The organism is Pseudomonas brassicacearum, assembly GCF_003732265.1.
Taxonomy (GTDB): Bacteria; Pseudomonadota; Gammaproteobacteria; order Pseudomonadales; family Pseudomonadaceae; genus Aquipseudomonas; species Aquipseudomonas brassicacearum_D.
In genome coordinates this window covers 238,313-261,767 of the sequence record NZ_MOBK01000002.1, presented here as the reverse complement: position 1 = coordinate 261,767, position 23,455 = coordinate 238,313, and the positions used below count along the sequence as shown (strand labels likewise).

General features: G+C 60.6%; 25 protein-coding genes. 21 read left to right on the top strand and 4 right to left on the bottom strand.

Annotation, left to right across the window (positions count from 1 at the left end; all coding sequences use genetic code 11):
- From mltG to BK660_RS07230, 19 genes are all read left to right on the top strand, one after another.
- Positions 1-1,236, top strand: coding sequence for an endolytic transglycosylase MltG (mltG, locus tag BK660_RS07330; RefSeq protein ID WP_123432755.1), 1,236 nt, complete (start codon positions 1-3; stop codon positions 1,234-1,236).
- Between the two features lie 19 nt (positions 1,237-1,255).
- Positions 1,256-1,888 carry a dTMP kinase gene (gene tmk, locus BK660_RS07325; protein WP_008152325.1) on the top strand — a complete coding sequence of 211 codons (633 nt, stop codon included), beginning with the start codon at positions 1,256-1,258 and terminating at the stop codon, positions 1,886-1,888.
- Positions 1,881-2,867 (top strand): DNA polymerase III subunit delta', encoded by a 987-nt coding sequence (locus tag BK660_RS07320; protein ID WP_123432754.1) that lies wholly within the window; start codon positions 1,881-1,883, stop codon positions 2,865-2,867. Before tmk ends, BK660_RS07320 begins: the two co-directional genes overlap by 8 nt.
- Before the next feature lie 42 nt (positions 2,868-2,909).
- On the top strand, positions 2,910-3,266 hold the full coding sequence (locus BK660_RS07315) for a PilZ domain-containing protein (protein WP_123432753.1): 357 nt from the start codon (positions 2,910-2,912) through the stop codon (positions 3,264-3,266).
- 14 nt (positions 3,267-3,280) lie between these two features.
- The gene (locus BK660_RS07310; protein ID WP_059182344.1) at positions 3,281-4,069 is read left to right on the top strand and encodes a TatD family hydrolase; all 789 of its coding nucleotides are present in this window, start codon (positions 3,281-3,283) and stop codon (positions 4,067-4,069) included.
- A gap of 387 nt (positions 4,070-4,456) precedes the next feature.
- On the top strand, positions 4,457-5,095 hold the full coding sequence (locus BK660_RS07305) for a TetR/AcrR family transcriptional regulator (RefSeq protein WP_123432752.1): 639 nt from the start codon (positions 4,457-4,459) through the stop codon (positions 5,093-5,095).
- A gap of 139 nt (positions 5,096-5,234) precedes the next feature.
- Entirely contained in the window at positions 5,235-6,203 is a 969-nt protein-coding gene (locus BK660_RS07300) for a GTP 3',8-cyclase MoaA (RefSeq protein ID WP_123432751.1), read from the top strand.
- A gap of 232 nt (positions 6,204-6,435) precedes the next feature.
- Entirely contained in the window at positions 6,436-7,041 is a 606-nt protein-coding gene (locus BK660_RS07290; RefSeq protein WP_123432749.1) for a DUF4823 domain-containing protein, read from the top strand.
- A gap of 16 nt (positions 7,042-7,057) precedes the next feature.
- Positions 7,058-7,618 carry a DUF1285 domain-containing protein gene (locus BK660_RS07285; protein WP_027924051.1) on the top strand — a complete coding sequence of 187 codons (561 nt, stop codon included), beginning with the start codon at positions 7,058-7,060 and terminating at the stop codon, positions 7,616-7,618.
- A 191-nt stretch (positions 7,619-7,809) separates the two neighbouring features.
- On the top strand, positions 7,810-8,544 hold the full coding sequence (locus tag BK660_RS07280; RefSeq protein WP_123432748.1) for a FadR/GntR family transcriptional regulator: 735 nt from the start codon (positions 7,810-7,812) through the stop codon (positions 8,542-8,544).
- Between the two features lie 25 nt (positions 8,545-8,569).
- Positions 8,570-9,445: an SMP-30/gluconolactonase/LRE family protein gene (locus BK660_RS07275; protein ID WP_123432747.1), complete on the top strand. Its 876-nt coding sequence runs from the start codon at positions 8,570-8,572 to the stop codon at positions 9,443-9,445.
- Between the two features lie 195 nt (positions 9,446-9,640).
- Complete coding sequence (locus BK660_RS07270; RefSeq protein WP_123432746.1) at positions 9,641-10,459, top strand: SDR family oxidoreductase; 819 nt, start codon at positions 9,641-9,643, stop codon at positions 10,457-10,459.
- 123 nt (positions 10,460-10,582) lie between these two features.
- Positions 10,583-11,584: a substrate-binding domain-containing protein gene (locus BK660_RS07265; protein ID WP_123432745.1), complete on the top strand. Its 1,002-nt coding sequence runs from the start codon at positions 10,583-10,585 to the stop codon at positions 11,582-11,584.
- A 63-nt stretch (positions 11,585-11,647) separates the two neighbouring features.
- Positions 11,648-13,192, top strand: a complete 1,545-nt coding sequence (gene araG, locus BK660_RS07260) for an L-arabinose ABC transporter ATP-binding protein AraG (protein ID WP_123432744.1) — start codon at positions 11,648-11,650, stop codon at positions 13,190-13,192.
- Between the two features lie 12 nt (positions 13,193-13,204).
- Entirely contained in the window at positions 13,205-14,173 is a 969-nt protein-coding gene (araH, locus tag BK660_RS07255) for an L-arabinose ABC transporter permease AraH (RefSeq protein ID WP_027924057.1), read from the top strand.
- A gap of 247 nt (positions 14,174-14,420) precedes the next feature.
- A complete protein-coding gene (locus BK660_RS07245) occupies positions 14,421-15,134 on the top strand; it encodes a GntR family transcriptional regulator (protein ID WP_123432743.1) in 714 nt (237 codons plus the stop codon).
- The gene (locus BK660_RS07240) at positions 15,131-16,129 is read left to right on the top strand and encodes an ADP-ribosylglycohydrolase family protein (protein ID WP_123432742.1); all 999 of its coding nucleotides are present in this window, start codon (positions 15,131-15,133) and stop codon (positions 16,127-16,129) included. The genes BK660_RS07245 and BK660_RS07240 overlap by 4 nt, the downstream gene beginning before the upstream one ends.
- Positions 16,130-16,356: 227 nt before the next feature.
- The gene (locus tag BK660_RS07235) at positions 16,357-17,823 is read left to right on the top strand and encodes a purine-cytosine permease family protein (RefSeq protein WP_123432741.1); all 1,467 of its coding nucleotides are present in this window, start codon (positions 16,357-16,359) and stop codon (positions 17,821-17,823) included.
- Entirely contained in the window at positions 17,816-18,745 is a 930-nt protein-coding gene (locus tag BK660_RS07230) for a PfkB family carbohydrate kinase (protein ID WP_123432740.1), read from the top strand. The genes BK660_RS07235 and BK660_RS07230 overlap by 8 nt, the downstream gene beginning before the upstream one ends.
- A gap of 116 nt (positions 18,746-18,861) precedes the next feature.
- On the opposite strand, the gene BK660_RS07225 is transcribed toward BK660_RS07230, so the two are convergent.
- The 4 genes from BK660_RS07225 to BK660_RS07210 form a co-directional block, all read right to left on the bottom strand.
- Positions 18,862-19,116: a hypothetical protein gene (locus BK660_RS07225; protein WP_123432739.1), complete on the bottom strand. Its 255-nt coding sequence runs from the start codon at positions 19,114-19,116 to the stop codon at positions 18,862-18,864.
- A 44-nt stretch (positions 19,117-19,160) separates the two neighbouring features.
- Positions 19,161-19,499 carry a hypothetical protein gene (locus BK660_RS07220; RefSeq protein ID WP_123432738.1) on the bottom strand — a complete coding sequence of 113 codons (339 nt, stop codon included), beginning with the start codon at positions 19,497-19,499 and terminating at the stop codon, positions 19,161-19,163.
- 83 nt (positions 19,500-19,582) lie between these two features.
- A complete protein-coding gene (locus BK660_RS07215; protein ID WP_123432737.1) occupies positions 19,583-20,782 on the bottom strand; it encodes an MFS transporter in 1,200 nt (399 codons plus the stop codon).
- A 112-nt stretch (positions 20,783-20,894) separates the two neighbouring features.
- Entirely contained in the window at positions 20,895-21,548 is a 654-nt protein-coding gene (locus tag BK660_RS07210) for an HD domain-containing protein (RefSeq protein ID WP_123432736.1), read from the bottom strand.
- Positions 21,549-21,823: 275 nt separating this feature from the next.
- Between BK660_RS07210 and BK660_RS07205 the strand changes: the two genes are divergently transcribed.
- Both BK660_RS07205 and BK660_RS07200 read left to right on the top strand, forming a co-directional pair.
- Positions 21,824-22,306, top strand: a complete 483-nt coding sequence (locus BK660_RS07205; protein ID WP_123432735.1) for a GNAT family N-acetyltransferase — start codon at positions 21,824-21,826, stop codon at positions 22,304-22,306.
- A gap of 155 nt (positions 22,307-22,461) precedes the next feature.
- On the top strand, positions 22,462-23,454 hold the full coding sequence (locus tag BK660_RS07200; protein WP_123432734.1) for a 2-dehydro-3-deoxygalactonokinase: 993 nt from the start codon (positions 22,462-22,464) through the stop codon (positions 23,452-23,454).
- Position 23,455 lies beyond the last annotated feature (1 nt).

Here is a 23,455-nt window from a genome sequence, read left to right as displayed (position 1 = left end):
GTGAGACGTAAATTCTTGCTGCTGCTGGAAACCGGATTGGTACTGGCGGGGCTGTGTCTGGGCGCTTCTGCCTGGAAAATCCATTCGGCGCTGGAACAACCGCTGAACATCACCCAGGAAGAGCTGCTGGACGTGCCCAAAGGCACGACACCCACCCGCACCTTCTATCGACTCGAAGCTGACGGCGTCATCAAGGACGCGTTCTGGCTGCGCGTTTACTGGCGCTTCAATCTGCCCAAGCAACCGTTGCACAGTGGCGAATACCGCATGCTTCCGGGCATGACGGTAGAAGGGCTGATCGACCTGTGGAAACGCGGCGAAATGGTTCAGTACAGCGTGACGCTGGTCGAGGGCTGGAATTTCCGCCAGGTCCGCGCCGCCCTGGCCAAAGATGAAAAACTCGAGCAGACAATCGCAGGTTTGAGCGATAGCCAGGTCATGGAGAAACTCGGTCACCGCGGGATTTTCCCGGAAGGTCGTTTCTTTCCCGACACCTATCGCTTCGTGCGTGGCATGAGCGACGTCGATCTGCTGAAAAAAGCCTATGACCGCCTCGACGAGGTCCTCGCCAAAGAGTGGGATCAACGTTCTGCTGATGCGCCGTACACCGAACCCTATCAGGCGCTGATCATGGCCTCGCTGGTGGAGAAGGAAACGGGCGTGCCGCAAGAGCGTGGGCAGATTGCCGGGGTCTTTGTTCGACGCATGGCCATTGGCATGTTGCTGCAGACTGACCCGACGGTGATCTATGGCCTGGGTGATCGCTACAGCGGCAAATTGACTCGCGCCCATCTCAAGGAAGCGACCCCGTACAACACTTACGTGATCTCGGGCCTGCCACCGACGCCGATTGCCATGGTTGGCCGCGAAGCCATCCATGCCGCCTTGAACCCGGTGGCCGGCAACAGCCTGTACTTCGTCGCGCGCGGCGATGGCAGCCATGTGTTCTCCGATGATCTGGATGCCCATAACAACGCAGTGCGCGAGTTCCAGCTCAAGCGTCGCGCCGATTATCGTTCCAGCCCGGCGCCGATCTCTGCGCCAGAGGCGGTGAATGGCGAAGCACCGGAAGCCGAGGCACCGATTCCAGCGGCTTCGCCGAATCCTGATCCCGAGGCTTTGCCCTCCGTAGCGCCGCAAGAAGCGACGCCTGAACCTGCTCCGGCACCTGAAGTTGCACCTCCACCTGCATCTGAGCCCGCGCCGGAAGCTGTCGCTCCGCAAAGCCCGCAATAATTTCTGATAAGGACTGCCCGTGACTGGCTTGTTTATTACCCTGGAAGGCCCGGAAGGCGCCGGCAAAAGCACCAATCGCGAATACCTGGCCGAGCGCCTGCGCGCTGCCGGTATCGAAGTGGTGCTGACCCGCGAACCGGGTGGTACGCCGTTGGCCGAGCGGATTCGCGAAGTGCTGCTGGCCCCGGTTGATGAAGTCATGAACCCCGACACGGAACTGCTGCTGGTGTTTGCCGCACGCGCTCAGCATCTGGCCGAAGTGATTCGCCCGGCGCTGGCCCGTGGTGCGGTGGTGTTGTGTGATCGCTTCACGGATTCCACTTACGCCTATCAGGGCGGCGGTCGCGGTTTGTCGCTGGAGCGCATCGCGACGCTCGAAACCTTCGTCCAGGGCGATCTGCGCCCGGACCTGACGTTGATCTTCGACCTGCCGGTGGAAGTGGGCCTGGCCCGCGCCAGTGCTCGCGGTCGCCTGGACCGTTTCGAACTCGAAGGCCGAACCTTTTTTGATGCCGTGCGCAGTGCGTTCCTCAAGCGCGCTGAGGCGGATCCGGCGCGCTATGTGCTGGTCGATGCCGCCCAGCCGCTGGCACAGGTTCAACAATCGCTGGACGCCTTGTTGCCGCGTCTGCTGGAGTTGACCCGTGGCTGAAGCCTATCCGTGGCAGGACAGTCTCTGGCAACAGCTGGCCGGTCGAAAGCAGCACGCTCACGCCTATCTGCTGCACGGCCCGGCCGGGATCGGCAAGCGCGCGCTGGCGGAACGCTTGATGGCCAGCCTGCTGTGCCAGCGGCCAACCGCGCAGGACGCTTGTGGTGAATGCAAATCTTGCCTGCTGCTGAAGGCTGGCAGCCATCCCGACCATTACATCCTCGAGCCGGAAGAAGCCGACAAGGCGATCAAGGTCGATCAGGTCCGCGACCTGGTCAGCTTCGTGGTGCAGACCTCGCAGATGGGCGGGCGCAAAGTGGTGTTGATCGAGCCGGTCGAGTCGATGAACGTCAACGCCGCCAACGCCTTGCTCAAAAGCCTGGAAGAGCCGTCGGGCGATACCGTTCTGCTGTTAGTCAGTCACCAGACCAGTCGTCTGTTGCCGACCATCAAGAGCCGCTGTGTGCAGCAGGCCTGCCCGCTGCCGAGCGAAGCAATGAGCCTTGCGTGGCTGGCGAAGGCCTTGCCGGACAGCTCGGAAGAAGAGCGCGTCGAGCTGCTGACGCTGGCCGCCGGTTCTCCGCTGGGCGCGGTCAAGTTGCAGGCCCAGGGTGTGCGCGAACAGCGCGCACTGGTGGTGGAGGGCGTGAAGAAGTTGCTCAAGCAACAGCAATCGCCGACGCAATTGGCCGAAGAGTGGAAAACCATTCCGCAGTTGCTGCTGTTCGACTGGTTTTGCGACTGGTCGAGCCTGATCCTGCGCTATCAGTTGACCCAGGATGAAGACGGTCTGGGATTGACGGACATGCGTAAGGTGATTCAGTACCTGGCGCAGAAAGCCGCTCAGGATAAAGTCCTGACTATCCAGGACTGGATCCTCGCCCAACGTCAGAAGGTGATGAGCAAGGCCAACCTCAATCCGGCGCTGTTGCTGGAAGCGCTGCTGGTGCAATGGGCCTCGTTGCCTACCCAGAAGTGATCGTCTGCGCCTATGCTCTGTGCATCAGCAGTGGAGGTCCGCATGAATGAACTCGTCAACCCGGGGCCGCGTAACGGCATTTTGTCCCTGACCATCAAGGACAAGTCCGTGCTGTACGCGGCCTACATGCCCTTCATCAAGAACGGCGGCCTGTTTATCCCGACCAATAAAAGCTACAAGTTGGGCGATGAGGTCTTCATGTTGCTGAACCTGATGGACGAAGCCGAAAAGATTCCGGTCGCGGGCAAAGTCACCTGGGTCACCCCCAAAGGCGCTCAGGGCAACCGTGCCGCCGGGGTCGGCGTGCAGTTCAACGACGGCGACAACACGGCGCGCAGTCGAATCGAAACCCACCTGGCCGGAGCCCTCAAATCCGACCGTCCCACTCATACGATGTAAGTTGCAGCCCTTTTATGCTCGTAGATTCCCATTGTCACCTTGATCGTCTCGACCTCGCCGCCCACGACGGCTCCCTGGATGCTGCGCTCGACGCTGCCCGTCAGCGCGGGGTAGGGCACTTTCTGTGCATCGGCGTCAGTGTCGACAACGCCGCCGACGTCAAAGCCCTGGCCGAACGTTATGACGACGTCGATTGTTCGGTCGGCGTGCATCCGCTGGACGTGCAACCGGGCGCTGCGCCAGCGCTGGACTGGTTGTTGCGCGAGCTCAACCACCCGCGCGTCGTCGCGATTGGTGAAACCGGTCTGGATTATCACTACGAACCGGAAGCGGCCGAGTTGCAGCAGGAGTCGTTCCGCCTTCATTTGCAGGCAGCGCAGCAGACCGGCAAGCCAGTGATCATCCACACCCGTGGCGCCCGTGCCGATACTTTAAGCTTGCTGCGAGAGGCGGCGCTGCCACAGGCTGGCGTGCTGCATTGCTTCACCGAAGACTGGGACATGGCCAAGGCCGCGCTGGACATGGGCTATTACATTTCTTTGTCCGGTATTGTCACTTTCCGCAATGCCGACGCGCTGCGCGATGTGGCCAGCAAAGTGCCGGCCGACCGCTTGCTGGTGGAAACCGACTCGCCCTACCTCGCGCCGATCCCGTATCGCGGCAAGCCGAACCTGCCGCAGTACGTCAGGGAAGTCGCGGAGTTTCTGGCGATGTTGCGGGGTGAGCCTTACGAGCGATTTGCCGAGCAGACCACCGAGAATTTCAAGCGGCTGTTCCCTTTGGCGCATGTGAAACCGGTTTAGAACTCAATGCCGCCATCGCGGGCAGGCTCGCTGCGCAGGGTCAAATCGCAGGCAAAAAAAACCCGGGTTCTGGGGGGTGAATCCGGGTTAAGACCATTAGGAGTAAAACAATGGTACGCGGTCCGTTGGTACCAATATCGGCGCAACACTTGGGGGAGATGTCTCGCCGACAGTTCAAGTATTGATCACTATTGCGCCTAGTCCAGTTTACGGGCACCGGTTTTTAAACAATTTTGGAATACGCCCGCTTCGGAAGAGTTCTCATCAATGAGCGAGCCTGCGGGAAATCATCAAGAAACACAGATATGGTCGGATGATCCGTGCATTTTTGCGTAAGTTAGGCATAATACGCGGCTTCGAATTTTGACCCCCAACAGACCTTTTCTTATGCATAAAGAACCTCGTAAGGTCCGTGAGTTTCGTCGCCGCGAGCAAGAAATTCTCGATACCGCGCTCAAGCTGTTCCTCGACCAAGGTGAAGACAGTGTCACCGTCGAGATGATTGCTGATGCCGTCGGTATCGGCAAAGGCACGATCTACAAGCACTTCAAATCCAAGGCAGAGATCTATCTGCGCCTGATGCTTGATTACGAGCGTGATTTGAACGAGCTGTTGCATTCGGCCGATGTCGACAAGGACAAGGAAGCGCTGTCCCGGGCCTACTTCGAATTCCGCATGCGCGATCCGCAACGTTATCGGTTGTTCGACCGCCTGGAAGAGAAGGTGGTCAAGGGCAATCAAGTGCCCGAGATGGTCGAGGAACTGCACAAGATCCGCGCCTCGAACTTCGAACGCCTGACCCTGCTGATCAAAGGCCGGATCAGCGAAGGCAAGCTCGAAGACGTGCCGCCGTACTTCCATTACTGCGCATCCTGGGCGCTGGTGCATGGCGCTGTTGCTCTGTATCACTCGCCGTTCTGGAGCAATGTGCTGGAAGATCAGGAAGGCTTCTTCCAGTTCCTGATGGACATCGGCGTGCGCATGGGCAACAAGCGCAAGCGCGACACCGACACTCCGAACAGCTGAACCATTCAGCTGCCTGATTGCGCCATGATTTCGCTATATGGCGCAGTACCGCAGGAATATACTCAGGCTTGGGACTTGCCAAAACTTGAATTCTGAGTCAAGTTTTGCGCGTTCCACTTGTCCATCGCCGGAGTGATCCATGATCGTTGACCGTCAAGGCAGGCGTTTTCGCAATTTGCGGATCAGTCTGACCTCAGCCTGCAATTACGCGTGTACCTACTGCGTGCCCAACGGCAAGCGGCTGGTGGCTGCGCAGGATGAATTGTCGGCCGAGGCCATGGCGCGCGGCGTGGCGTATTTGATCGAAGCGGCCGGCATCGAGCGGTTGCGCATCACCGGCGGCGAGCCGCTGGTCAGTCCCAAACTCGAAGCCTTCATGACTGCCGTCGGCCAAATGGGCCTGGAAGACATCAGCCTGACCACCAATGGTCAGTTGCTGGCGAAAAAGCTGCCGTTGCTGGTGGACGCCGGTATTCGACGTATCAACGTCTCCCTCGACACCCTGGACGCCAGCGCCTTTCGCAGCATTGCCCGCGGCGGCGATCTGGCGACCGTGCTCGACGGCATGGATCAGGCCAGCGCGGCGGGCATGAAGATCAAGGTCAATATGGTGCCGCTGCGCGGACAGAACCTTGATCAGGTGATGCCGCTGCTCGATTACTGCCTGGAACGCGGCTATGAGTTGCGCTTCATCGAACTGATGCGCATGGGCCACCTGGCCACCGACTCCAATGCGTTCCTGCAACAGTTCGTCAGCCTCCAGCAGTTGCTGAGCCTGATTGGCGAGCGTTATGAGTATCTGCAGGCCGATGCGCCGGTCGATGCCACTGCGGTGCGTTATGAAATTCCGGGGCAGGGGCACTTCGGCGTGATCGCCAATGAAAGCGTTCCGTTCTGCCGTACCTGTTCGCGCTTGCGTCTGTCGTCCACGGGTTGGCTGCACGGCTGCCTGTCGTCGAGCAATCGCCATTATGTCGGCGACTTGCTCGACAAGCCTCGCCATCAAGCGCTGCCGGCATTGCAGCGGCTGCTGGTGAAGGCCTTGGGTGACAAGCAGGAAGTGGCGTTCTCCGGTGGTGCGACGGTCATGAAGATTATTGGCGGCTGACACGCCCTGTGGCGAGGGAGCTTGCTCCCGTTGGGGCGCGAAGCGGCCCCCGAATTTCCAAAGACACTGCATTCCTCAGAATTTACGGCTGCTGCGCAACCGAGCGGGAGCAAGCTCCCTCGCCACAAATTTGCGTTATCTATTTGCAAGCATCCCTCAGCTCAAGACTGGCGCGGAAGCTGCATCCCATGGCCATTCGCCGGTTTTCCGTCACCGGCCTCTGGAGGGTAGGATGCGTAGCCTGGTTTTGCTGCTGGCCGTTTTGGCGCTTGGTGGCTGCATGAATGTCAGCGACATGGCTGAAGGGACTCGCTACCAGATGAGCGACGCTGGGTTACTGGATCACAGCGACAGCCGTCGGGTGAACAACCTGCGGATCCAGCCGGACTCGTTCATCTACATTGCCCAAGGTGCCTTTTCGCCACCGGGCAATCCTTATCCGCGTCCAAACGTGGTGGCCGAAGAAGCCTTTAACGGCTTTATCGAATACTTCCCGATGGTACGCCGTGCCCGTGCACCTGAAGGCCTCGACCAGGCCATGGCAGAAGCCCGTGCTGCCGGTGCCCATTACCTGCTTTACACGAGGTTCGCCAAGGCTGACGACCGCATCGGTAACTCCGATGAGTGGCTCGATCAGGAATACGTGGACCGACTCGGCATCGACAGCGGCGTGATTCAAATCATGTTGATCGAGACCAGCACCCAGTATTTGATTGATACTGCACGCATCAAAAGTCGTGGCGGTTTACTGACGTTCCATGACAACTCGCCAGAGGACCTGATCGGCCCACCGCTGCAGCAATACGCGCGCAGCCTGATCGGGATCAGCGACCAGTAATTTAAAGGAGAACACCATGAGTGGCCCGCAAAAAGCCAACGACCTGTTGGGGCAAATCCCCAAGACCAAAGGCTTGCCGCCGGTCCACCTGTGGAACCCCGATTTCTGTGGCGACATCGACATGCGCATCGCCCGCGACGGCACCTGGTATTACCTGGGCACGCCGATCGGGCGCAAGCCGATGGTCAAATTGTTCTCGACCATCATTCGTCGCGATGGCGATGATTACTTCCTGATCACACCGGTCGAGAAAGTCGGGATCAAGGTCGACGATGCGCCGTTCGTGGCGATTGCCGTCGATGTGGAAGGCGAGGGGGAGGCTCAGCTCCTGCGGTTTACCACCAACGTGGATGAAACGGCCGAGGCAGGCGCGGAACACCCGATTCGCGTGGTCATCGATCCGGTCACTCAAGAGCCCGCGCCGTATGTGCATGTGCGCACCAACCTTGAAGCGCTGATTCACCGCAATGTGTTCTACCAACTGGTGGAACTGGCCGTGACCCGTGAAATCGACGGGCAACGCTGGCTTGGCGTGTGGAGTGGCGGCGAGTTCTTCCCCATCGGTCTCGAGCCTTGAGCTGATTAAGCGTGGGAGCGGGCTTGCTCGCGAAAGCGGTTCAACATTCAACGAATAAGTTGCCTGTGACACCGCATTCGCGAGCAAGCCCGCTCCCACATTTGATCGCCACATTTCCCGACGAATCCAATTGACACCCAATCATATGATGATTAGCGTATCGCTCCATCGCGCGCGGTTTTGAGGTTTCCATGTCCAGCAGTTTTCACGCCTCAACGGTCGATTGGCTGGGTTGCTGGATTGCCGCTGGCCAGGTCAAGCCCGGTGAAACCCTCAAGGTCGAAGCCGACTTGGGCGAGCAGCTCGGTGTCAGCCGAACGGTCATCCGTGAAGCCATCAAGACCCTGGTCGCCAAAGGCATGCTTGAAGTCGGGCCAAAGGTCGGCACACGGGTGCTGCCGGTGCGCCGTTGGAACCTCTTCGATCCGCAAGTCGTCGGTTGGCTGTCACGCAGCGGTTTGCCGGAAAACTTCGTCGACGACTTGCTCGACCTGCGCCGCACCATCGAGCCGATGGCCGTGCGCTGGGCTTGTGAACGGGCGACGGTCGAGCAAGTGCAGGCCATCCTCCTGGCCTACAACGCGCTGGAGCGGGCCGTGGACAGCGGCGTCGATTACAACCGCGCCGACCGGGTGTTCCACGAGTGCATCCTCGCCGCCAGCCACAATCAATTCATCGAACAAATGGTCCCGGCGCTCGGCGCGCTGCTGGCGGTGTCGTTCGAAGTGTCCGCTGCCGACCCCGACGAACTGCGCCGTACGTTGCCCATCCACAAAGACATGGCCGAAGCCATCGCCGCCCGCGACGCCGCGCGCGGGGTGTGGGCGTGCATGACCCTGATCGACAACGCAGACCTGGCGATCAAACGCTTCTACCCTCAGGTCATGGCCGACAAAAAACCGGCTGACCACACACATTCCCCATAAATACAAGAACAAGGCAGGAGGTTTCATGACGTTGAAAGCGCTGACCCAGCACCGTGCGCGGCTTGGCGAAGGCCCGTTCTGGGATGCCCCGACGCAGGCGCTGTACTGGGTCGACATCGCCGGCAAACAAGCGCTGCGGCTGATCGGCGCCAACGTCCAGATCTGGGAAATGCCGGAACACGTCTCCGCTTTCATCCCCTGTGAAAGCGGGGATGCGCTGGTCGCGTTGAGCAGCGGCGTCTATCGTCTGGACCTCGACTCACCGGGCCTTGAACCACGCCTGACCTTGCTCTGCATGGCCGACCCGCAACCCGGCAACCGCCCCAACGAAGCCCGTTGCGATGCACAGGGTCGGCTCTGGCTCGGCACCATGCAGAACAACATCGGCGAAAACGGCGAAGACTTGCCGGTTACTCGTCGCTCCGGCGGCTTGTTTCGCATCGACCGCGATGCCCGGGTCACGCCGCTGCTTCGCGGGCTGGGAATTCCCAACACGCTGCTGTGGAGCGATGACGCGACAACATTGTTTTTCGCTGACAGCCTCGATGCCACGCTGTACCGCTACTTCATCCACGCCGATGGCAATCTGGACACCGCTTACGTCTGGTTCGGTCCCGATAAACGTGGGGTCCCCGACGGCTCGGCCATGGACGCCGAAGGTTACATCTGGAACGCCCGCTGGGATGGCAGTTGCCTGATCAGACTGACCCCGGACGGTCACGTCGATCGAATCATCGAACTGCCCGTCAGCCGTCCCACCAGTTGCGTATTCGGCGGCGAAGACCTGAAAACCCTGTACATCACCAGCGCGGCGAGCCCGCTAAACCATCCACTGGATGGCGCGGTGTTATCGCTTCGCGTAGATGTCGCCGGAAATCCTTGCACGCGGTTCGCGGGATAAATCCCAAAATATGGGATGTAAAATTATATATTGAGATTATTTGCCGGGCAGGTTTATAGTCGGCCATCAGTTACACGCACTCACACTTAAAAAAACAAAACAGGTGAAGTGATGCAGCGATTTTCCAGAAAGCCTTTTGACCGGACATCGACAGATGCCCGGTTTTTGTCGTGTCCGCAAAAGGAGTCTTGATTCATGGCTGAACCTCTTTCTTTGCCAGCGGTGCCGGAACCGCCCAAAGGCGAGCGCCTGAAGAACAAGGTGGTGTTGCTGACCGGCGCTGCCCAAGGCATCGGCGAGGCCATCGTCGCGACGTTCGCGTCCCAGCAGGCCAAGCTGATCATCAGCGATATCCAGGCGGAAAAAGTCGAGAAAGTCGCGGCGCATTGGCGTGAACAAGGCGCGGACGTGGTCGCGATCAAGGCTGACGTCTCGCACCAGCAAGACCTGCACGCCATGGCCAGGCTGGCGATCGACCTGCATGGCCGCATCGACGTCCTGGTCAACTGCGCCGGGGTCAACGTGTTCCGCGATCCGTTGGAAATGACCGAAGAAGACTGGCGTCGTTGCTTCGCCATCGACCTCGACGGCGCCTGGTACGGCTGCAAGGCTGTGCTGCCGCAAATGATCGCGCAGGGCATCGGCAGCATCATCAACATTGCGTCGACCCATTCCAGCCACATCATTCCGGGCTGCTTTCCGTACCCGGTGGCCAAGCACGGTTTGCTCGGCCTGACCCGTGCGCTCGGCATCGAATACGCGGCCAAAGGCCTTCGCGTCAACGCCATCGCACCGGGCTACATCGAAACCCAACTGAACGTGGATTACTGGAACGGGTTTGCCGACCCGCATGCCGAGCGCCAACGCGCCCTGGATTTGCATCCGCCGCGTCGCATCGGTCAGCCGATGGAAGTGGCCATGACCGCCGTGTTCCTGGCCAGCGATGAAGCACCGTTCATCAATGCTTCGTGCATCACCATCGATGGTGGGCGCTCGGTGATGTACCACGACTGAATAAAACCGCTTTCAGGCGCGGAACTCCGTCTGAAAGCCAATCATCATACGATATGACTATTAGCTTCAATGTTTGCACCGGCTTTCAAATAACGCTCAAAAAAAATAACAAGGAGTCAGCTTATGAATCGTCGTGGGATCCGTTCTCTGTGCTGTGCCGCTCTGGCGGTCACCGCGGTTAGCCTGAGCAGTACGCTGCTGGCAGCCGAGGAAGTGAAAATCGGTTTTCTGGTCAAGCAAGCGGAAGAGCCCTGGTTCCAGACCGAATGGGCCTTCGCTGAAAAGGCCGGTAAAGACAAGGGCTTCACCGTTATCAAGATCGCCGTGCCTGACGGCGAGAAAACCCTCTCCGCCATCGACAGCCTTGCCGCCAACGGCGCCAAGGGTTTTGTGATCTGCCCGCCGGACGTCGGTCTCGGCCCGGCCATCGTGGCCAAGGCCAAGGCCAACGGTTTGAAAGTGATGGCGGTCGATGACCGTTTTGTCGATGCCAACGGCAAGTTCATGGAAGACGTGCCTTACCTCGGCATGGCCGCCTTTGAAGTCGGCCAGAAACAGGGCGCGGCGATGGCCACCGAAGCGAAGAAACGCGGTTGGGACTGGAAAGACACCTACGCGGTGATCAACACCTTCAACGAACTCGACACCGGCAAAAAGCGCACCGACGGTTCGGTCAAGGCGCTGGAAGACGCGGGTTTCCCGAAAGACCACATTCTCTTCACGGCGCAGAAAACCCTCGACGTCCCGGGCAGCATGGACGCCACCAACTCTGCCTTGGTGAAACTGCCCAGTGGCGCGAAAAACCTGATCATCGGCGGCATGAACGACAACACGGTGCTGGGCGGCGTGCGCGCTACCGAAACCGCCGGATTTGCAGCGGCCAACGTGATCGGTATCGGCATTAACGGTACGGACGCTATCGGCGAACTGAAAAAGCCCAATAGCGGCTTCTTTGGCTCGATGCTGCCAAGCCCGCACATCGAAGGCTACAACACCGCCAGCATGATGTTTGAGTGGGTCACCACCGGCAAAGAGCCACCCAAATTCACCGCCATGGACGACGTGACGCTGATCACGCGCGAGAACTTCAAGCAGGAACTGGAAAAGATCGGCCTCTGGAACTGAGGCGCGGTTGATTTCAACGGCGGCCCCGGCGACGGGGCTGCCTGATCTGTGAAGAGGTGGTTTATGCACGCGCAAGTACAGACACATGAGCACAGCGTCGGCGGCAGCCTGCGCTTCAATGGGATCGGCAAGACCTTTCCCGGCGTGAAGGCGCTGGATGGCATCAGCTTCGTCGCGCACCCGGGGCAGGTTCACGCCTTGATGGGCGAGAACGGCGCCGGCAAATCGACCCTGCTGAAAATCCTCGGCGGCGCCTACACGCCGAGCAGTGGTGACCTGCAGATCGGCGAGCAGACGATGGCGTTCAAATCCACCGCCGACAGCATCGCCAGCCGCGTCGCGGTGATCCATCAAGAATTGCACCTGGTGCCGGAAATGACCGTGGCGGAGAACCTGTTTCTCGGGCACCTGCCGGCCAGTTTCGGTCTGATCAATCGTGGCGCCTTGCGCCAACAGGCACTGGCTTGCCTCAAAGGCCTGGCCGATGAAATCGACCCGCAAGAGAAAGTCGGGCGCCTTTCCCTCGGGCAGCGGCAACTGGTGGAAATCGCCAAGGCGTTGTCCCGAGGCGCCCATGTGATTGCGTTCGACGAACCGACCAGCAGCCTGTCGGCGCGCGAGATCGATCGCTTGATGGCGATCATCGGACGCCTGCGCGACGAAGGCAAAGTGGTGCTCTACGTCTCCCATCGCATGGAAGAAGTGTTCCGCATCTGCAACGCGGTGACGGTGTTCAAGGACGGTCGCTACGTGCGCACCTTCGAGGACATGAGCGAGCTGACTCACGACCAGTTGGTGACGTGCATGGTCGGTCGCGACATTCAGGACATCTACGATTACCGCCCTCGACAACGTGGCGCGGTGGCGCTCAAGGTCGATGGTTTGCTCGGCCCAGGCTTGCGCGAACCGGTGAGTTTCGAGGCGCACAAAGGCGAGATCCTTGGGTTGTTCGGGCTGGTCGGTGCCGGGCGCACCGAGCTGTTCCGCCTGCTCAGCGGCTTGGAGCGCAATACGGCCGGACGCCTGGAATTACGCGGCCATGAACTGAAACTGCGCTCACCGCGCGATGCGATTGCGGCCGGGATTCTGCTGTGTCCCGAGGACCGCAAGAAGGAGGGCATCATCCCCCTCGCCAGTGTCGCCGAGAACATCAACATCAGCGCACGCGGCGCGCATTCCACCTTCGGCTGCCTGTTGCGTGGCCTGTGGGAAAAGGGCAATGCCGACAAACACATCAAGGCGCTGAAGGTGAAGACGCCGAGTGCCGAGCAGAAAATCATGTACCTGTCCGGCGGCAATCAGCAGAAGGCCATTCTTGGTCGCTGGCTGTCGATGCCGATGAAAGTCCTGTTGCTCGACGAACCGACTCGCGGCATCGACATCGGGGCCAAGGCCGAGATTTACCAGATCATCCATAACCTGGCCGAGAGCGGCATCGCGGTGATCGTGGTGTCCAGCGACCTGATGGAAGTGATGGGTATTTCCGACCGCATTCTGGTGCTCTGCGAAGGCGCGATGCGCGGCGAGTTGTCTCGCGCCGAGGCCAATGAATCCAACCTGCTGCAACTGGCTTTGCCGCGCCAACGCGCTGACGGCGTGGCGAACTGAGAGGTGACTATGATGACAACCCAAAACAACGCGCTGCCTACCGAGCGCAAACCCTTGGACCTGCGGCGCTTTCTCGATGATTGGGTGATGCTGCTGGCAGCCGTCGGGATCTTCGTGCTCTGTACGTTGCTGATCGACAACTTCCTCTCGCCATTGAACATGCGCGGCCTCGGGTTGGCGATTTCGACGACGGGGATTGCGGCGTGCACCATGTTGTATTGCCTGGCGTCCGGGCACTTTGACCTGTCGGTTGGCTCGGTGATTGCCTGTGCCGGCGTGGTCGCAGCGGTGGTGATGCGCGACACCGACAGCGTCTTTCTCGGGGTGACGGCAGCGCTGTTCATGGGCCTGATTGTCGGGCTGATCAACGGGATCGTGATTGCCAAGCTGCGGGTCAACGCGTTGATCACCACGCTGGCGACCATGCAGATCGTTCGCGGTCTGGCTTACATTTTTGCCAACGGCAAAGCGGTCGGCGTCTCGCAAGAGCAGTTCTTCGTCTTCGGTAACGGCCAGTTGTTTGGCGTGCCGGTGCCGATCCTGATCACCATCGTCTGCTTCCTGTTTTTCGGCTGGCTGCTGAACTACACCACCTACGGGCGCAACACCATGGCCATCGGCGGCAACCAGGAAGCGGCGTTGCTGGCCGGGGTCAACGTTGACCGGACCAAGATCCTCATCTTCGCCGTGCATGGTGTGATTGGCGCGTTGGCCGGGGTGATCCTGGCGTCGCGCATGACCTCCGGGCAGCCGATGATTGGCCAGGGTTTCGAGCTGACGGTGATCTCGGCTTGCGTGCTGGGCGGGGTGTCGTTGAGCGGCGGGATCGGCATGATCCGGCATGTGATTGCCGGGGTGTTGATTCTGGCGATTATTGAAAATGCGATGAACCTGAAGAACATCGACACGTTTTACCAGTATGTGATTCGTGGTTCGATCTTGCTGTTGGCCGTCGTCATCGACCGCCTCAAACAACGCTGACCAGCCTGCACCTGCACAAATTCTATAGGTAAGCACTGTGTTCAATGTCGGAGCGGGCTTGCTCGCGAAAGCGGTGTGTCAGTCAACATAATCACTGAATGACACACCGCCTTCGCGAGCAAGTCGAATCGTCGCACCGCCGCTCCCACACTAGATCGCGCCGAAGTCACTATCGGCGGCCATCCTTCTGTCAGTTCCTCTAAATATTCCTTGCTCGCCCAACCCCGTTTCGGTTATCACTTTGTACATGATTAGACAGGTACGATTTGACAAGAAACAACGGGTGGTCGACGAACTCATCCGGCGCATTGAAAGCGGCCTCATGGTGGACGGCTTTCTGCTGCCGGGCGAGCATCAGTTGGCTCAAGAATTCAAAGTCAGCCGAGGCACGCTGCGTGAAGCACTCGCCGAGTTGAAGCGACGCAACTACATCGCGACGCAAAGCGGTGTCGGTTCCATCGTCACCTTCGACGGTGTGGTGCTCGATCAGCGCAGCGGTTGGGCCCAGGCGCTGGCCGACAGCGGAGCGCTGGTCAACACCGAAGTGCTGCGGCTGGAAGCGGTGACGCGTGCGGACCTGATGCCGCGTTTCGGTACCGACCAGTTCATCACCCTCGACCGGCGTCGCCGCTCCAACGACGGCACGCTGGTCTCCCTCGAACGCTCATTGATGCCCGCGACCGGCGGCCTGGAAAGCCTGCCGCGCGTTGGCCTGATCGACAATTCGCTGACCATCACCCTGGCCGCCTACGGCTACATCGGTGAGCGCGGCGATCAATGGATCGGCGCCGAACCCCTGAATGCCGAAGACGCCGAGTTGCTGGGACGTCCGGTGGGCACCGTATTCCTCAAGGCGCTGCGGACCACCTACGACCGGCAAAACCGCTTCATGGAGCAAGTCGAAAGCTTGCTCGATCCTGTGCACTTTCGTTTGCACCTGCAATTTGGAACCCCGAAATGACTGCGCTCAACCGTGCCCTGGGCGCGTTCTACGGACTGGCCCTGGGCGATGCGCTGGGCATGCCGACCCAATCCCTGAGCCGCGCCGAGATCAAGGCGCGCTTCGGTGAAATCACCGATCTGGAAGACGCCGGCCCCGATCAACCGATCGCCGCCAACATGCCCAAGGGCTCGATCACCGACGACACCGAACAGGCGATTCTGGTCGGCCAGTTGCTGGTTGAAGGCGAAGGCTGGATCGATCCGTCGGTACTGGCGCAACGGTTGATCGAATGGGAAGCCGAGATGCAGGCCAAGGGCTCGCAGGACTTGCTCGGGCCTTCGACCAAACGGGCGATCGAGATGATCCTCGCCGGGCATTCGCCGGAACAGGCGGGGCGATACGGCACCACCAATGGCGCGGCGATGCGCATTACGCCGGTTGGCATTGCGGCAGATGTCGCCGACCCTGAGCGTTTCATCAAGGCGGTGGTGCAAGCCTGTCAGGTCACCCATAACACCACGCTGGGTATCTCCAGCGCGGCGGCGGTGGCGGCGGTGATTTCCGCCGGGATCAATGGCATGGATTTGGGCGAGGCGTTGAACCTCGGCCAGCACATCGCGCAACAGGCCGAAAGTCATGGTCACTGGGTGGCGGGCGGACGGATTGCCTCGCGCATCAGCTGGGCGCGCAGCATCAGTGTCGACAGCGACAAGGCGCTGCTGGCGGATCTGATGTACGACGTAATCGGCACCTCGGTGGCCTCGCAGGAATCGGTGGTGGTCTCGTTTGCCCTGGCGCAGCAAGTAGCCATTGGCGAAATGAGTGCCTTCGAAGCGGTGTGCATGGCTGCCGGATTGGGCGGTGACACCGATACGATTGCGGCGATTCTCGGCGCGATGCTGGGGGCCTGCCTGGGCCTTGAGAGTTGGCCGGTGGCGATGATCGACAAGGTCAAAGCTGTGAATGGCCTGGAGTTGGAGCCGTTGGTGCAAGGGCTTCTGGCTTTGCGTTGACTGGGCTGACGCCTTCGTCGGAACGCCGCCCGGAGCAAGCCCGCTCCCACACTGGATCTGTGAACGACATAGATCTCCTGTGGGAGCGGGCTTGCTCGCGAAGGCCGCGCCGCCGACCTGAAATATTCACCCGCAACGGAAAGCACGAAAACGGCCAGGACAGCCGGGATGTTGTCTCGACTTCCGCAATTGCCCACAACCACAAAAATGGCAACAGGAGTATTTTCATGAGTTCGTCAAACGCCGGGCAAAGTGCCGGGCAACTGGAAACACGCGGCATCGAGCCGGTACCGGAGGCGGAGTGCAACGGGCATCCGCTGCAACTGTTCTGGGTCTGGTTTGCCGCCAACATTTCCATCCTCGGCCTGCCGCTGGGCGCCACGCTGGTGGCGTTTCGTGGCCTGGCGATCTGGCAGGCAATCATCGTGGCGATCCTCGGTGCCGCCGGTTCTTTCGCAGTGGTCGGGATCATCTCCATCGCCGGGCGTCGTGGCCGTGCGCCGAGCCTGACGCTGTCGCGCGCAATCTTCGGCGTACGCGGCAATATCGGCCCGACCCTGGTGTCGCTGATGTCGCGCCTGGGCTGGGAAACCGTCAACACCACCACTGCCGCGTTCGTGTTGCTGTCGCTGTGCTCGATCCTGTTCGGTTCGCCGGTAGAAGCCAAAAGCGCACCGGTCCTGACATTGCTGTTTATCGCGATTTTCGTGCTGCTGACGTTGTCGGTGTCCGGCCTCGGTCACGCCACGCTGCTGGTGATTCAGAAGTGGGCGACCTACGTGTTCGGCGCGCTGAACATTGTGGTCGGCGGTTTCCTGTGCGCCACCATCGACTGGAGCGCCGTGTTCAACGCCACGCCTGCACCGTTGAGCGCGATGATCATTGGCGTCGGCACCATGGCTGCCGGCACCGGGATTGGTTGGGCCAATGCCGGCGCCGACATGTCGCGTTATCAGCATCGCAGCGTCAAAGCCGTGCGCCTCGTGGCGTCGGCCGCGTTCGGTGCGGGGATTCCACTGGTGTTGCTGATCACCCTCGGCGGCCTGCTGTCGGTGGGGAATAACGATCTGGCTTCTGCCACTGATCCGATCATCGCGATCCGCGACATGCTGCCGACCTGGATGGCCGTGCCGTACCTGATCACCGCATTCGGCGGGCTGCTGCTGTCGAATAACCTGTCGGTGTATTCGGCCGGCCTGACCACGCTCACCCTCGGCTTGAAGGTCAAGCGTGTGTACGCGGTGGTGGTCGATATCGTCGCGATCTTCGCCGGTTCGATCTACTTCATGCTGATCGCCGACAGCTTCTACGGTCCGTTCATCACCTTCATTTCCTTGCTGGCAGTGCCGATTACCGCGTGGGTCGGGATCTTCGTCGTCGACCTGATTCACCGTCATTACTACAGCCCCAAAGACCTGCTGGACGTCAGCCCGAGCAGCGCTTACTGGTACAGCGGCGGTATCGAATGGCGTGCATTCGGTGCGTGGGCGGTGGCGATTGTGCTGGGCTTCAGTTTCACCACCATCGGCACCACCGAACAGACGGTGTGGTTCCGTGGTTTCCTGTCCGACTCGTGGCTGGGCCACAACGGCCTGGGCTGGATCGTCACGTTCCTGGTGGCCGGCGGGATTTACTTTGTACTCGGTGGCGCCAGGGATCGCCGCGCCGCCATGACCGAGAATGCTCATGCCTAATTTGCTGCACACCGGCCAGGTCATCATCGACCTGGTCATGGCCGTGGATAAATTGCCTCAAACCGGCGGCGACGTGCTGGCGAAGTCCGCCAGTTTCGAAGCCGGCGGCGGCTTCAATGTGATGGCCGCTGCCCAGCGTAATGGCTTGCCCGTGGTCTACCTCGGGCGCCATGGCACCGGGCGTTTCGGCGATCTGGCGCGTGAGGCAATGCTCGCGGAAGGCATCCGGATCGGCATCGCCCACCCCGCCGAACGGGACACGGGATTGTGCGTGGCGGTAACAGATGCCTCGGCCGAACGCAGTTTCATTTCCTACATCGGCGCCGAAGGCGAACTGACCGCAGACGATCTGGCCAGTGTGCCGGTCGAGGCGGGCGACTATGTCTACGTCAGCGGCTACAGCCTGCTGCATGTCGGCAAGGCGCAGGCGCTGGTGGATTGGGTGTTGGAGTTACCCAAAGGCATCAACGTGATGTTCGATCCGGGGCCGCTGGTGGACTCGCCGGATGAGCCCTTGATGCAAGCCTTGCTGGCGCGCATCGATATCTGGACCAGCAACAGTGTCGAGGTGCTGCGATTTACCGGTGCATCGGACATTGCCGAGGCGCTGGATCGTTTGGTCGATCACTTGCCCACCGAGATGTTGATGGTGGTGCGCGATGGCCCGCAAGGGTGCTGGATCAGCCAGCGTGGCGAGCGCCAGCATGTGCCGGGATTCAAGGTGACGGCGGTGGACAGCAACGGCGCGGGTGATGCGCATGCCGGGGTGTTTGTGGCCGGGTTGGCGCACGGGTTGTCTGCGGTCGAAGCCGCGCGGCGGGCGAATGCGGCGGCGGCGTTGGCCGTTACTCGGTGGGGGCCGGCGACTTCGCCGGGGAGTGCTGAGGTGGATGCGTTGATCCGTAAGACTTTCGGTGCCTGATCTATCGTCTTCGCGAGCAAGCCCGCTCCCACATTTAACCGAGTCAGTTCAGACAACTCGTACAAATGTGGGAGCGGGCTTGCTCGCGAAGGGGCCAGTCAATTCAATAACAATCCTCAGCTATCCAGCCTGCGCGCCGCCTCGACCCCCGCGGCACTCAGTTTGATCGGCAAGTTCAGTGAGTGCTCACCCGCCTCATTGCACGTCACATGCCCGTGATGAATCAGCCCACGCTCCTGCAGGGCGGCGAGGGCGCTGGCCACGACTTTCTCCCCGCGATAATTGTCCAGGACCTCCTTGCCCAAGCCGCTTGGGTGGGCGTGCAGCAGTCGGGTCAGGACTTCTTTTTCCAGATTTTTATCGTCGTTCATGGTTACCTCTTGATGGCTGTGGAGAGGTTGCTCGCGGCGGCGAGCTATTGATTGGCACCGCCCTCGGAACCCGAGCCACCGGTGGTGGTTTTCGAGCCGATGCCGCTGCCGGCGTTATCGGGTGTGCCGGTGTCCGGCTGGTTCAGTCCGCCTTGACGGCCAGCGTCGTTGCCTTGAGTCCGTGGGTCAGTGCCCGTGGAGGGCGGCAGGCTGTTATCGATGCTGGAGCCGTTGGTGTTCATGCCGGGTGCGCTCTGGATGGCGGGCGCTTTCGGGCCCTCGACCGGGTTGGTCGGGCCGGTTCCTTCAGCGAGTGTCGCGGCGAATGCGGCAGAGGACAGCAGCGTGGTGAGGGCGAGGGCGGTCAACCTGGACATGAACATGGCATCGTCTCCGTTTAATAGAGTCCTTACCTGTTGTTGGTCTGCCCGCGATTGGCTTTGGTGCCTGATGAACGACGAACGGTCTAGGCCTGCTGCACAGTTTTAGCCTGCGCAAGCCGACGCCAGATCAACCGGCCCACGGTGATCAGCCAGTTCAGGACAGCCACGGCCAGTACGGTCAGCAGCAGCGTCGGCATCCCGTGTTCGACGATGATTTTCCCCGCCAGCAAGGGGAAACCAAATACGCCGATGAAGTAGGCGAGACTGAACAACAGCAAGGCTTGCGAGGTCGTGCCGTGGGGCGCTTCGTTGGCCGCCAGGCCATTGATCACTGAATAGGTCAGCCCGTATCCGACGCCGAGCATCATCGCCGCCAAAACATAGCTGAACCCACTGTCGACCACGAACCCAAACAGCGCGATCGAGCCCATCATCAGCGCCGACAACAGGCAGGAGGCGCGCAGCGGATCACGCTTGACCACGATGCCGGCGATCAGCATGCGGCTGCTGATCGCCGCGCCCATGAAGCCGAAAAAGAACAGCGAGTAATCCAGCGAACGCGATGCGGCGTAACTGGTCTGGAAGCTCGACAGACCGCCGAATACGCACCCGCCGAGACCGACCATGATGATCGGGAACACAGCCCGGGACGACAGCACTTGAGCCGTTGCGCGCCAGGAAATCCGCGCGACCGAGGTGGCGGGCGTTTTCTTGAGGTGTGCATCCAGTCGCCAGAACAGTAAAGCGCCGATCAGGCTGGCCAGCGCGGCGAGGTAAAACGCCGCGGTTACCGGATAGCCGAGGGCACTGGCGGCACGCCCCAGCAAGGGGCCGCTGCCGATCCCGGTCATCATGCTGCCCGACAGCAACGCAAAGTATTTGGCGCGCTGGGCCGGCGTCACCAGGCTGGCGACGATGATCGGCCCGAGGGTGTAGAACACGCCCCAACCCAGCCCCAGCAACAGTCCGAAAAACAGCAGCAGGTTGCCGAAGCCCGGGGTCAGGGCGAAGCCGAGGCTGGCCGCCACCAGCAACACGCCGAACAAGGCAATCGACCGCGCAGCACCGAGCCAGTCGGACAAATGCCCGGAGACGATCACCGCCGCAAAGGTGCTGAGCATGGCTGCCGAAATCACACTGCCGGCATCGTGTTCATTGCCACCGCGTGAGCCGATCAGCAATGACAGTAAAAAGGTTGCGCCATAGGACAGCGACAGCAAATAGCTGGCGAGGCAAAACAGGCCGAACAACCGGCTGGAGACTGGGGGTGTTGCGCTGGACATGACGCGGTTCCTTGACCCGATAGAAGTGAGCGTCCTCTATCTATCATGGAGGGCGCCGACTTTAGGTCTGTGGTTACTGATTTCAGGATCAGTGCTCGCCGGAGTATCGCCTTCAGCAGACGCCGATCTCTTCCTTGAACTGCTCCATGAAACCCTTCAGGCGCTCATGCCTGATCTGCGCCATGTGGCGACCGGTCGGGGTCTGGAAACCGTTCGCCAGGTGCAGCAGCTTGGTCTGGAAATGGTCGAGGCAAAAGCGTTTGTCGTCGTAGTCGCGGCGCTGTGCCTGCGGGTCCTGCGGGTCGTACAACGCGCTGCCCATGCGCCCGGCAACGTAGAACGTGCGCGCGACACCGAGCAGGCCGAGGGAATCGAGGCGGTCGGCGTCCTGCATGATCTGCGCTTCGAGCGATGTCGCGGGAATGTTGGCGGAGAAGCTGTGAGCTTCGATGGCGTGGGTCACTGCGCTGATTTTGCTGCCTGACCAGTTCAGGTCGGCCAACACGCCAGACGCCTTTTCGGCGGCCAGTCGTGATGCCTGCGAACGCAGCGGCGAGTTCTTCTCCACCGCCACGCAATCATGCAAAAGCACCGCCGCGAGCAACACCTCAAGATCGCCACCTTCCTGCGTATGAATCGTGCGCGCGTTGTGCCAGACCCGCTGCAAGTGCGACAGGTCATGGGCGCCGTCCTCTGAGGGTTCCAGCGCATGGGGCAGCAAGTCAGCGGCGAGGGTGTGCAGAGGCGCGAAAGCATCAGTGTTCATAAACATCCTGTTAAGTGAAAAAGTTTTCATCCGCCACACAACCCTGTGTAGCAGCTGGCGAAGCCTGCGTTCGGCTGCGAAGCAGTCGTAAATCCAAACGCTGCGGTGTTACAGGCAAACCGCGTGTGCAGGTTTCACGACTGCTACGCAGCCGAACGCAGGCTTCGCCAGCTGCTACAGGTGATGGGCCATGATTCAGGATCAATTTCCCATGTGACGGACGCAGCGTGGCAACTTAGTATGGCGTTTTCAACCTTTGACGAAGGCACGTCCCCATGACGATCGAGATCCGCCCGGCGACCCCCAGCGATGCACCGCAAATCCTCGGGTTCATCACTGAACTGGCCGACTACGAACGTGCCCGCCACGAAGTCATCGCCAGCGTCGCCGACATCGAGCGCAGCCTGTTCAGCGAAGGCGCCACCGCCCACGGCCTGATCTGCCTGCGCAACGGCCTGCCGATCGGCTTCGCGGTGTTCTTCTTCAGCTATTCCACCTGGCTCGGCAGCAACTGCCTGTACCTCGAAGACCTCTACATCACCCCCGAACAACGCGGCGGCGGGGCCGGCAAAACCTTGCTGCGCCACCTGGCGAAAATCGCCTGCGCCAATGATTGCGGCCGCTTTGAGTGGAGCGTGCTGGACTGGAACAAACCGGCGATCGAGTTTTATAAATCGCTGGGTGCGCAGCCGCAGGAAGAGTGGGTGCGGTATCGAATGGATGGGAAGGTGTTGCGCGAGTTTGCCGAGGGCAATTGATCGTCAGCCTTGCCGGTTAAAAGGTCGCAGCCATGAGCTGCGATTTTTTTTGCGCGTATCCCGATATGTGGGAGTGATATTTATATATTGAGATTGTCCCGCTTCCGGGTTTATAGTCCGGCTCACTCACTGCCAATAACAAAACAGGTGAAGCGATGCTGGCGCAATTGATCGCGCTCGATTGGGGGACAACCTCATTACGTGCTTACAAACTCGCCGCGGGTGGCCAGGTGCTCGAACAGCGTTCGCTGTCGTCGGGGATCATGCAGCTGCCGCGGACGCCGCGAATCATTAACGGTCAGGAATGCGCCGACGGTTTTGAACTGGCCTTCGATGAGGCGTGTGGTGACTGGCTCGACGCGCAGCCGGAATTGCCGGTGATTGCCTGCGGCATGGTCGGCAGCGCCCAGGGCTGGCGCGAAGCGGCTTACCGCGATACGCCGGCGAACGTCGCCAATCTCGGCACTTCCCTGCAAACAGTACGCAGCCTTCGCGGTGTCGATGTGCACATCGTGCCGGGTGTGATTCAGCGGTCGCGTTTGCCAAATGTCATGCGCGGCGAAGAAACCCAGGTCTTGGGTGTTCTGCAAACCTTGACGAGCGAGGCGGGCAACGACCTGTTGATCGGCCTGCCCGGCAGTCATTCGAAATGGGTGGAGGTGGCCGACGGCTGCATCGTGCACTTCGATACCTTCATGACCGGCGAAATCTTCGCCGTACTCAGCGAACACAGCATTCTGGGGCGCACTCAGCAGCAGGGCGCGTCCTTCGATGGCCAGGCCTTTGATCGTGGCGTGCAAGTGGCCTTGTCGGCGGACGGCGAAATCGGTCCGCTGTCGACGGTGTTCAGTGCCCGAAGCCTTGGGCTGACCGGCGAACTGAGCGCCACGGCCCAGGCGGATTATTTGTCGGGCTTGTTGATCGGTCATGAGCTCTCGGCGCTGGCGACGGCCCAGCGGCGTCGGCGCAACCGCGTGCACCTGCCTTCGATCATCCTCATCGGTAATGCCCAACTCTGTGCTCGCTACAGCCGGGCTCTCGACGCCTGCGGATTTGCCCGGGTGACGCTGGCCGATCAAGCCACCGAACGCGGGTTGTGGCAGTTGGCGCTCGCCGCCGGACTGATCACTTCCAACCCATCCCGTTAAA

What these genes read in the sequence shown, in the direction of transcription:
- BK660_RS07290 (WP_123432749.1), top strand. Translation starts at nt 6,436, where the DNA reads ATGCGTAGCCTGGTTTTGCTGCTGGCCGTTTTGGCGCTTGGTGGCTGC.
- BK660_RS07285 (WP_027924051.1), top strand. Translation starts at nt 7,058, where the DNA reads ATGAGTGGCCCGCAAAAAGCCAACGACCTGTTGGGGCAAATCCCCAAG.
- BK660_RS07280 (WP_123432748.1), top strand. Translation starts at nt 7,810, where the DNA reads ATGTCCAGCAGTTTTCACGCCTCAACGGTCGATTGGCTGGGTTGCTGG.
- BK660_RS07205 (WP_123432735.1), top strand. Translation starts at nt 21,824, where the DNA reads ATGACGATCGAGATCCGCCCGGCGACCCCCAGCGATGCACCGCAAATC.
- BK660_RS07225 (WP_123432739.1), bottom strand. Translation starts at nt 19,116, where the DNA reads ATGAACGACGATAAAAATCTGGAAAAAGAAGTCCTGACCCGACTGCTG.
- BK660_RS07300 (WP_123432751.1), top strand. Translation starts at nt 5,235, where the DNA reads ATGATCGTTGACCGTCAAGGCAGGCGTTTTCGCAATTTGCGGATCAGT.
- BK660_RS07230 (WP_123432740.1), top strand. Translation starts at nt 17,816, where the DNA reads ATGCCTAATTTGCTGCACACCGGCCAGGTCATCATCGACCTGGTCATG.
- BK660_RS07315 (WP_123432753.1), top strand. Translation starts at nt 2,910, where the DNA reads ATGAATGAACTCGTCAACCCGGGGCCGCGTAACGGCATTTTGTCCCTG.
- BK660_RS07270 (WP_123432746.1), top strand. Translation starts at nt 9,641, where the DNA reads ATGGCTGAACCTCTTTCTTTGCCAGCGGTGCCGGAACCGCCCAAAGGC.
- araG (WP_123432744.1), top strand. Translation starts at nt 11,648, where the DNA reads ATGCACGCGCAAGTACAGACACATGAGCACAGCGTCGGCGGCAGCCTG.
- BK660_RS07220 (WP_123432738.1), bottom strand. Translation starts at nt 19,499, where the DNA reads ATGTTCATGTCCAGGTTGACCGCCCTCGCCCTCACCACGCTGCTGTCC.
- BK660_RS07310 (WP_059182344.1), top strand. Translation starts at nt 3,281, where the DNA reads ATGCTCGTAGATTCCCATTGTCACCTTGATCGTCTCGACCTCGCCGCC.
- BK660_RS07200 (WP_123432734.1), top strand. Translation starts at nt 22,462, where the DNA reads ATGCTGGCGCAATTGATCGCGCTCGATTGGGGGACAACCTCATTACGT.
- BK660_RS07265 (WP_123432745.1), top strand. Translation starts at nt 10,583, where the DNA reads ATGAATCGTCGTGGGATCCGTTCTCTGTGCTGTGCCGCTCTGGCGGTC.
- BK660_RS07245 (WP_123432743.1), top strand. Translation starts at nt 14,421, where the DNA reads ATGATTAGACAGGTACGATTTGACAAGAAACAACGGGTGGTCGACGAA.
- BK660_RS07235 (WP_123432741.1), top strand. Translation starts at nt 16,357, where the DNA reads ATGAGTTCGTCAAACGCCGGGCAAAGTGCCGGGCAACTGGAAACACGC.
- BK660_RS07275 (WP_123432747.1), top strand. Translation starts at nt 8,570, where the DNA reads ATGACGTTGAAAGCGCTGACCCAGCACCGTGCGCGGCTTGGCGAAGGC.
- BK660_RS07240 (WP_123432742.1), top strand. Translation starts at nt 15,131, where the DNA reads ATGACTGCGCTCAACCGTGCCCTGGGCGCGTTCTACGGACTGGCCCTG.
- BK660_RS07305 (WP_123432752.1), top strand. Translation starts at nt 4,457, where the DNA reads ATGCATAAAGAACCTCGTAAGGTCCGTGAGTTTCGTCGCCGCGAGCAA.
- BK660_RS07215 (WP_123432737.1), bottom strand. Translation starts at nt 20,782, where the DNA reads ATGTCCAGCGCAACACCCCCAGTCTCCAGCCGGTTGTTCGGCCTGTTT.
- araH (WP_027924057.1), top strand. Translation starts at nt 13,205, where the DNA reads ATGACAACCCAAAACAACGCGCTGCCTACCGAGCGCAAACCCTTGGAC.
- BK660_RS07210 (WP_123432736.1), bottom strand. Translation starts at nt 21,548, where the DNA reads ATGAACACTGATGCTTTCGCGCCTCTGCACACCCTCGCCGCTGACTTG.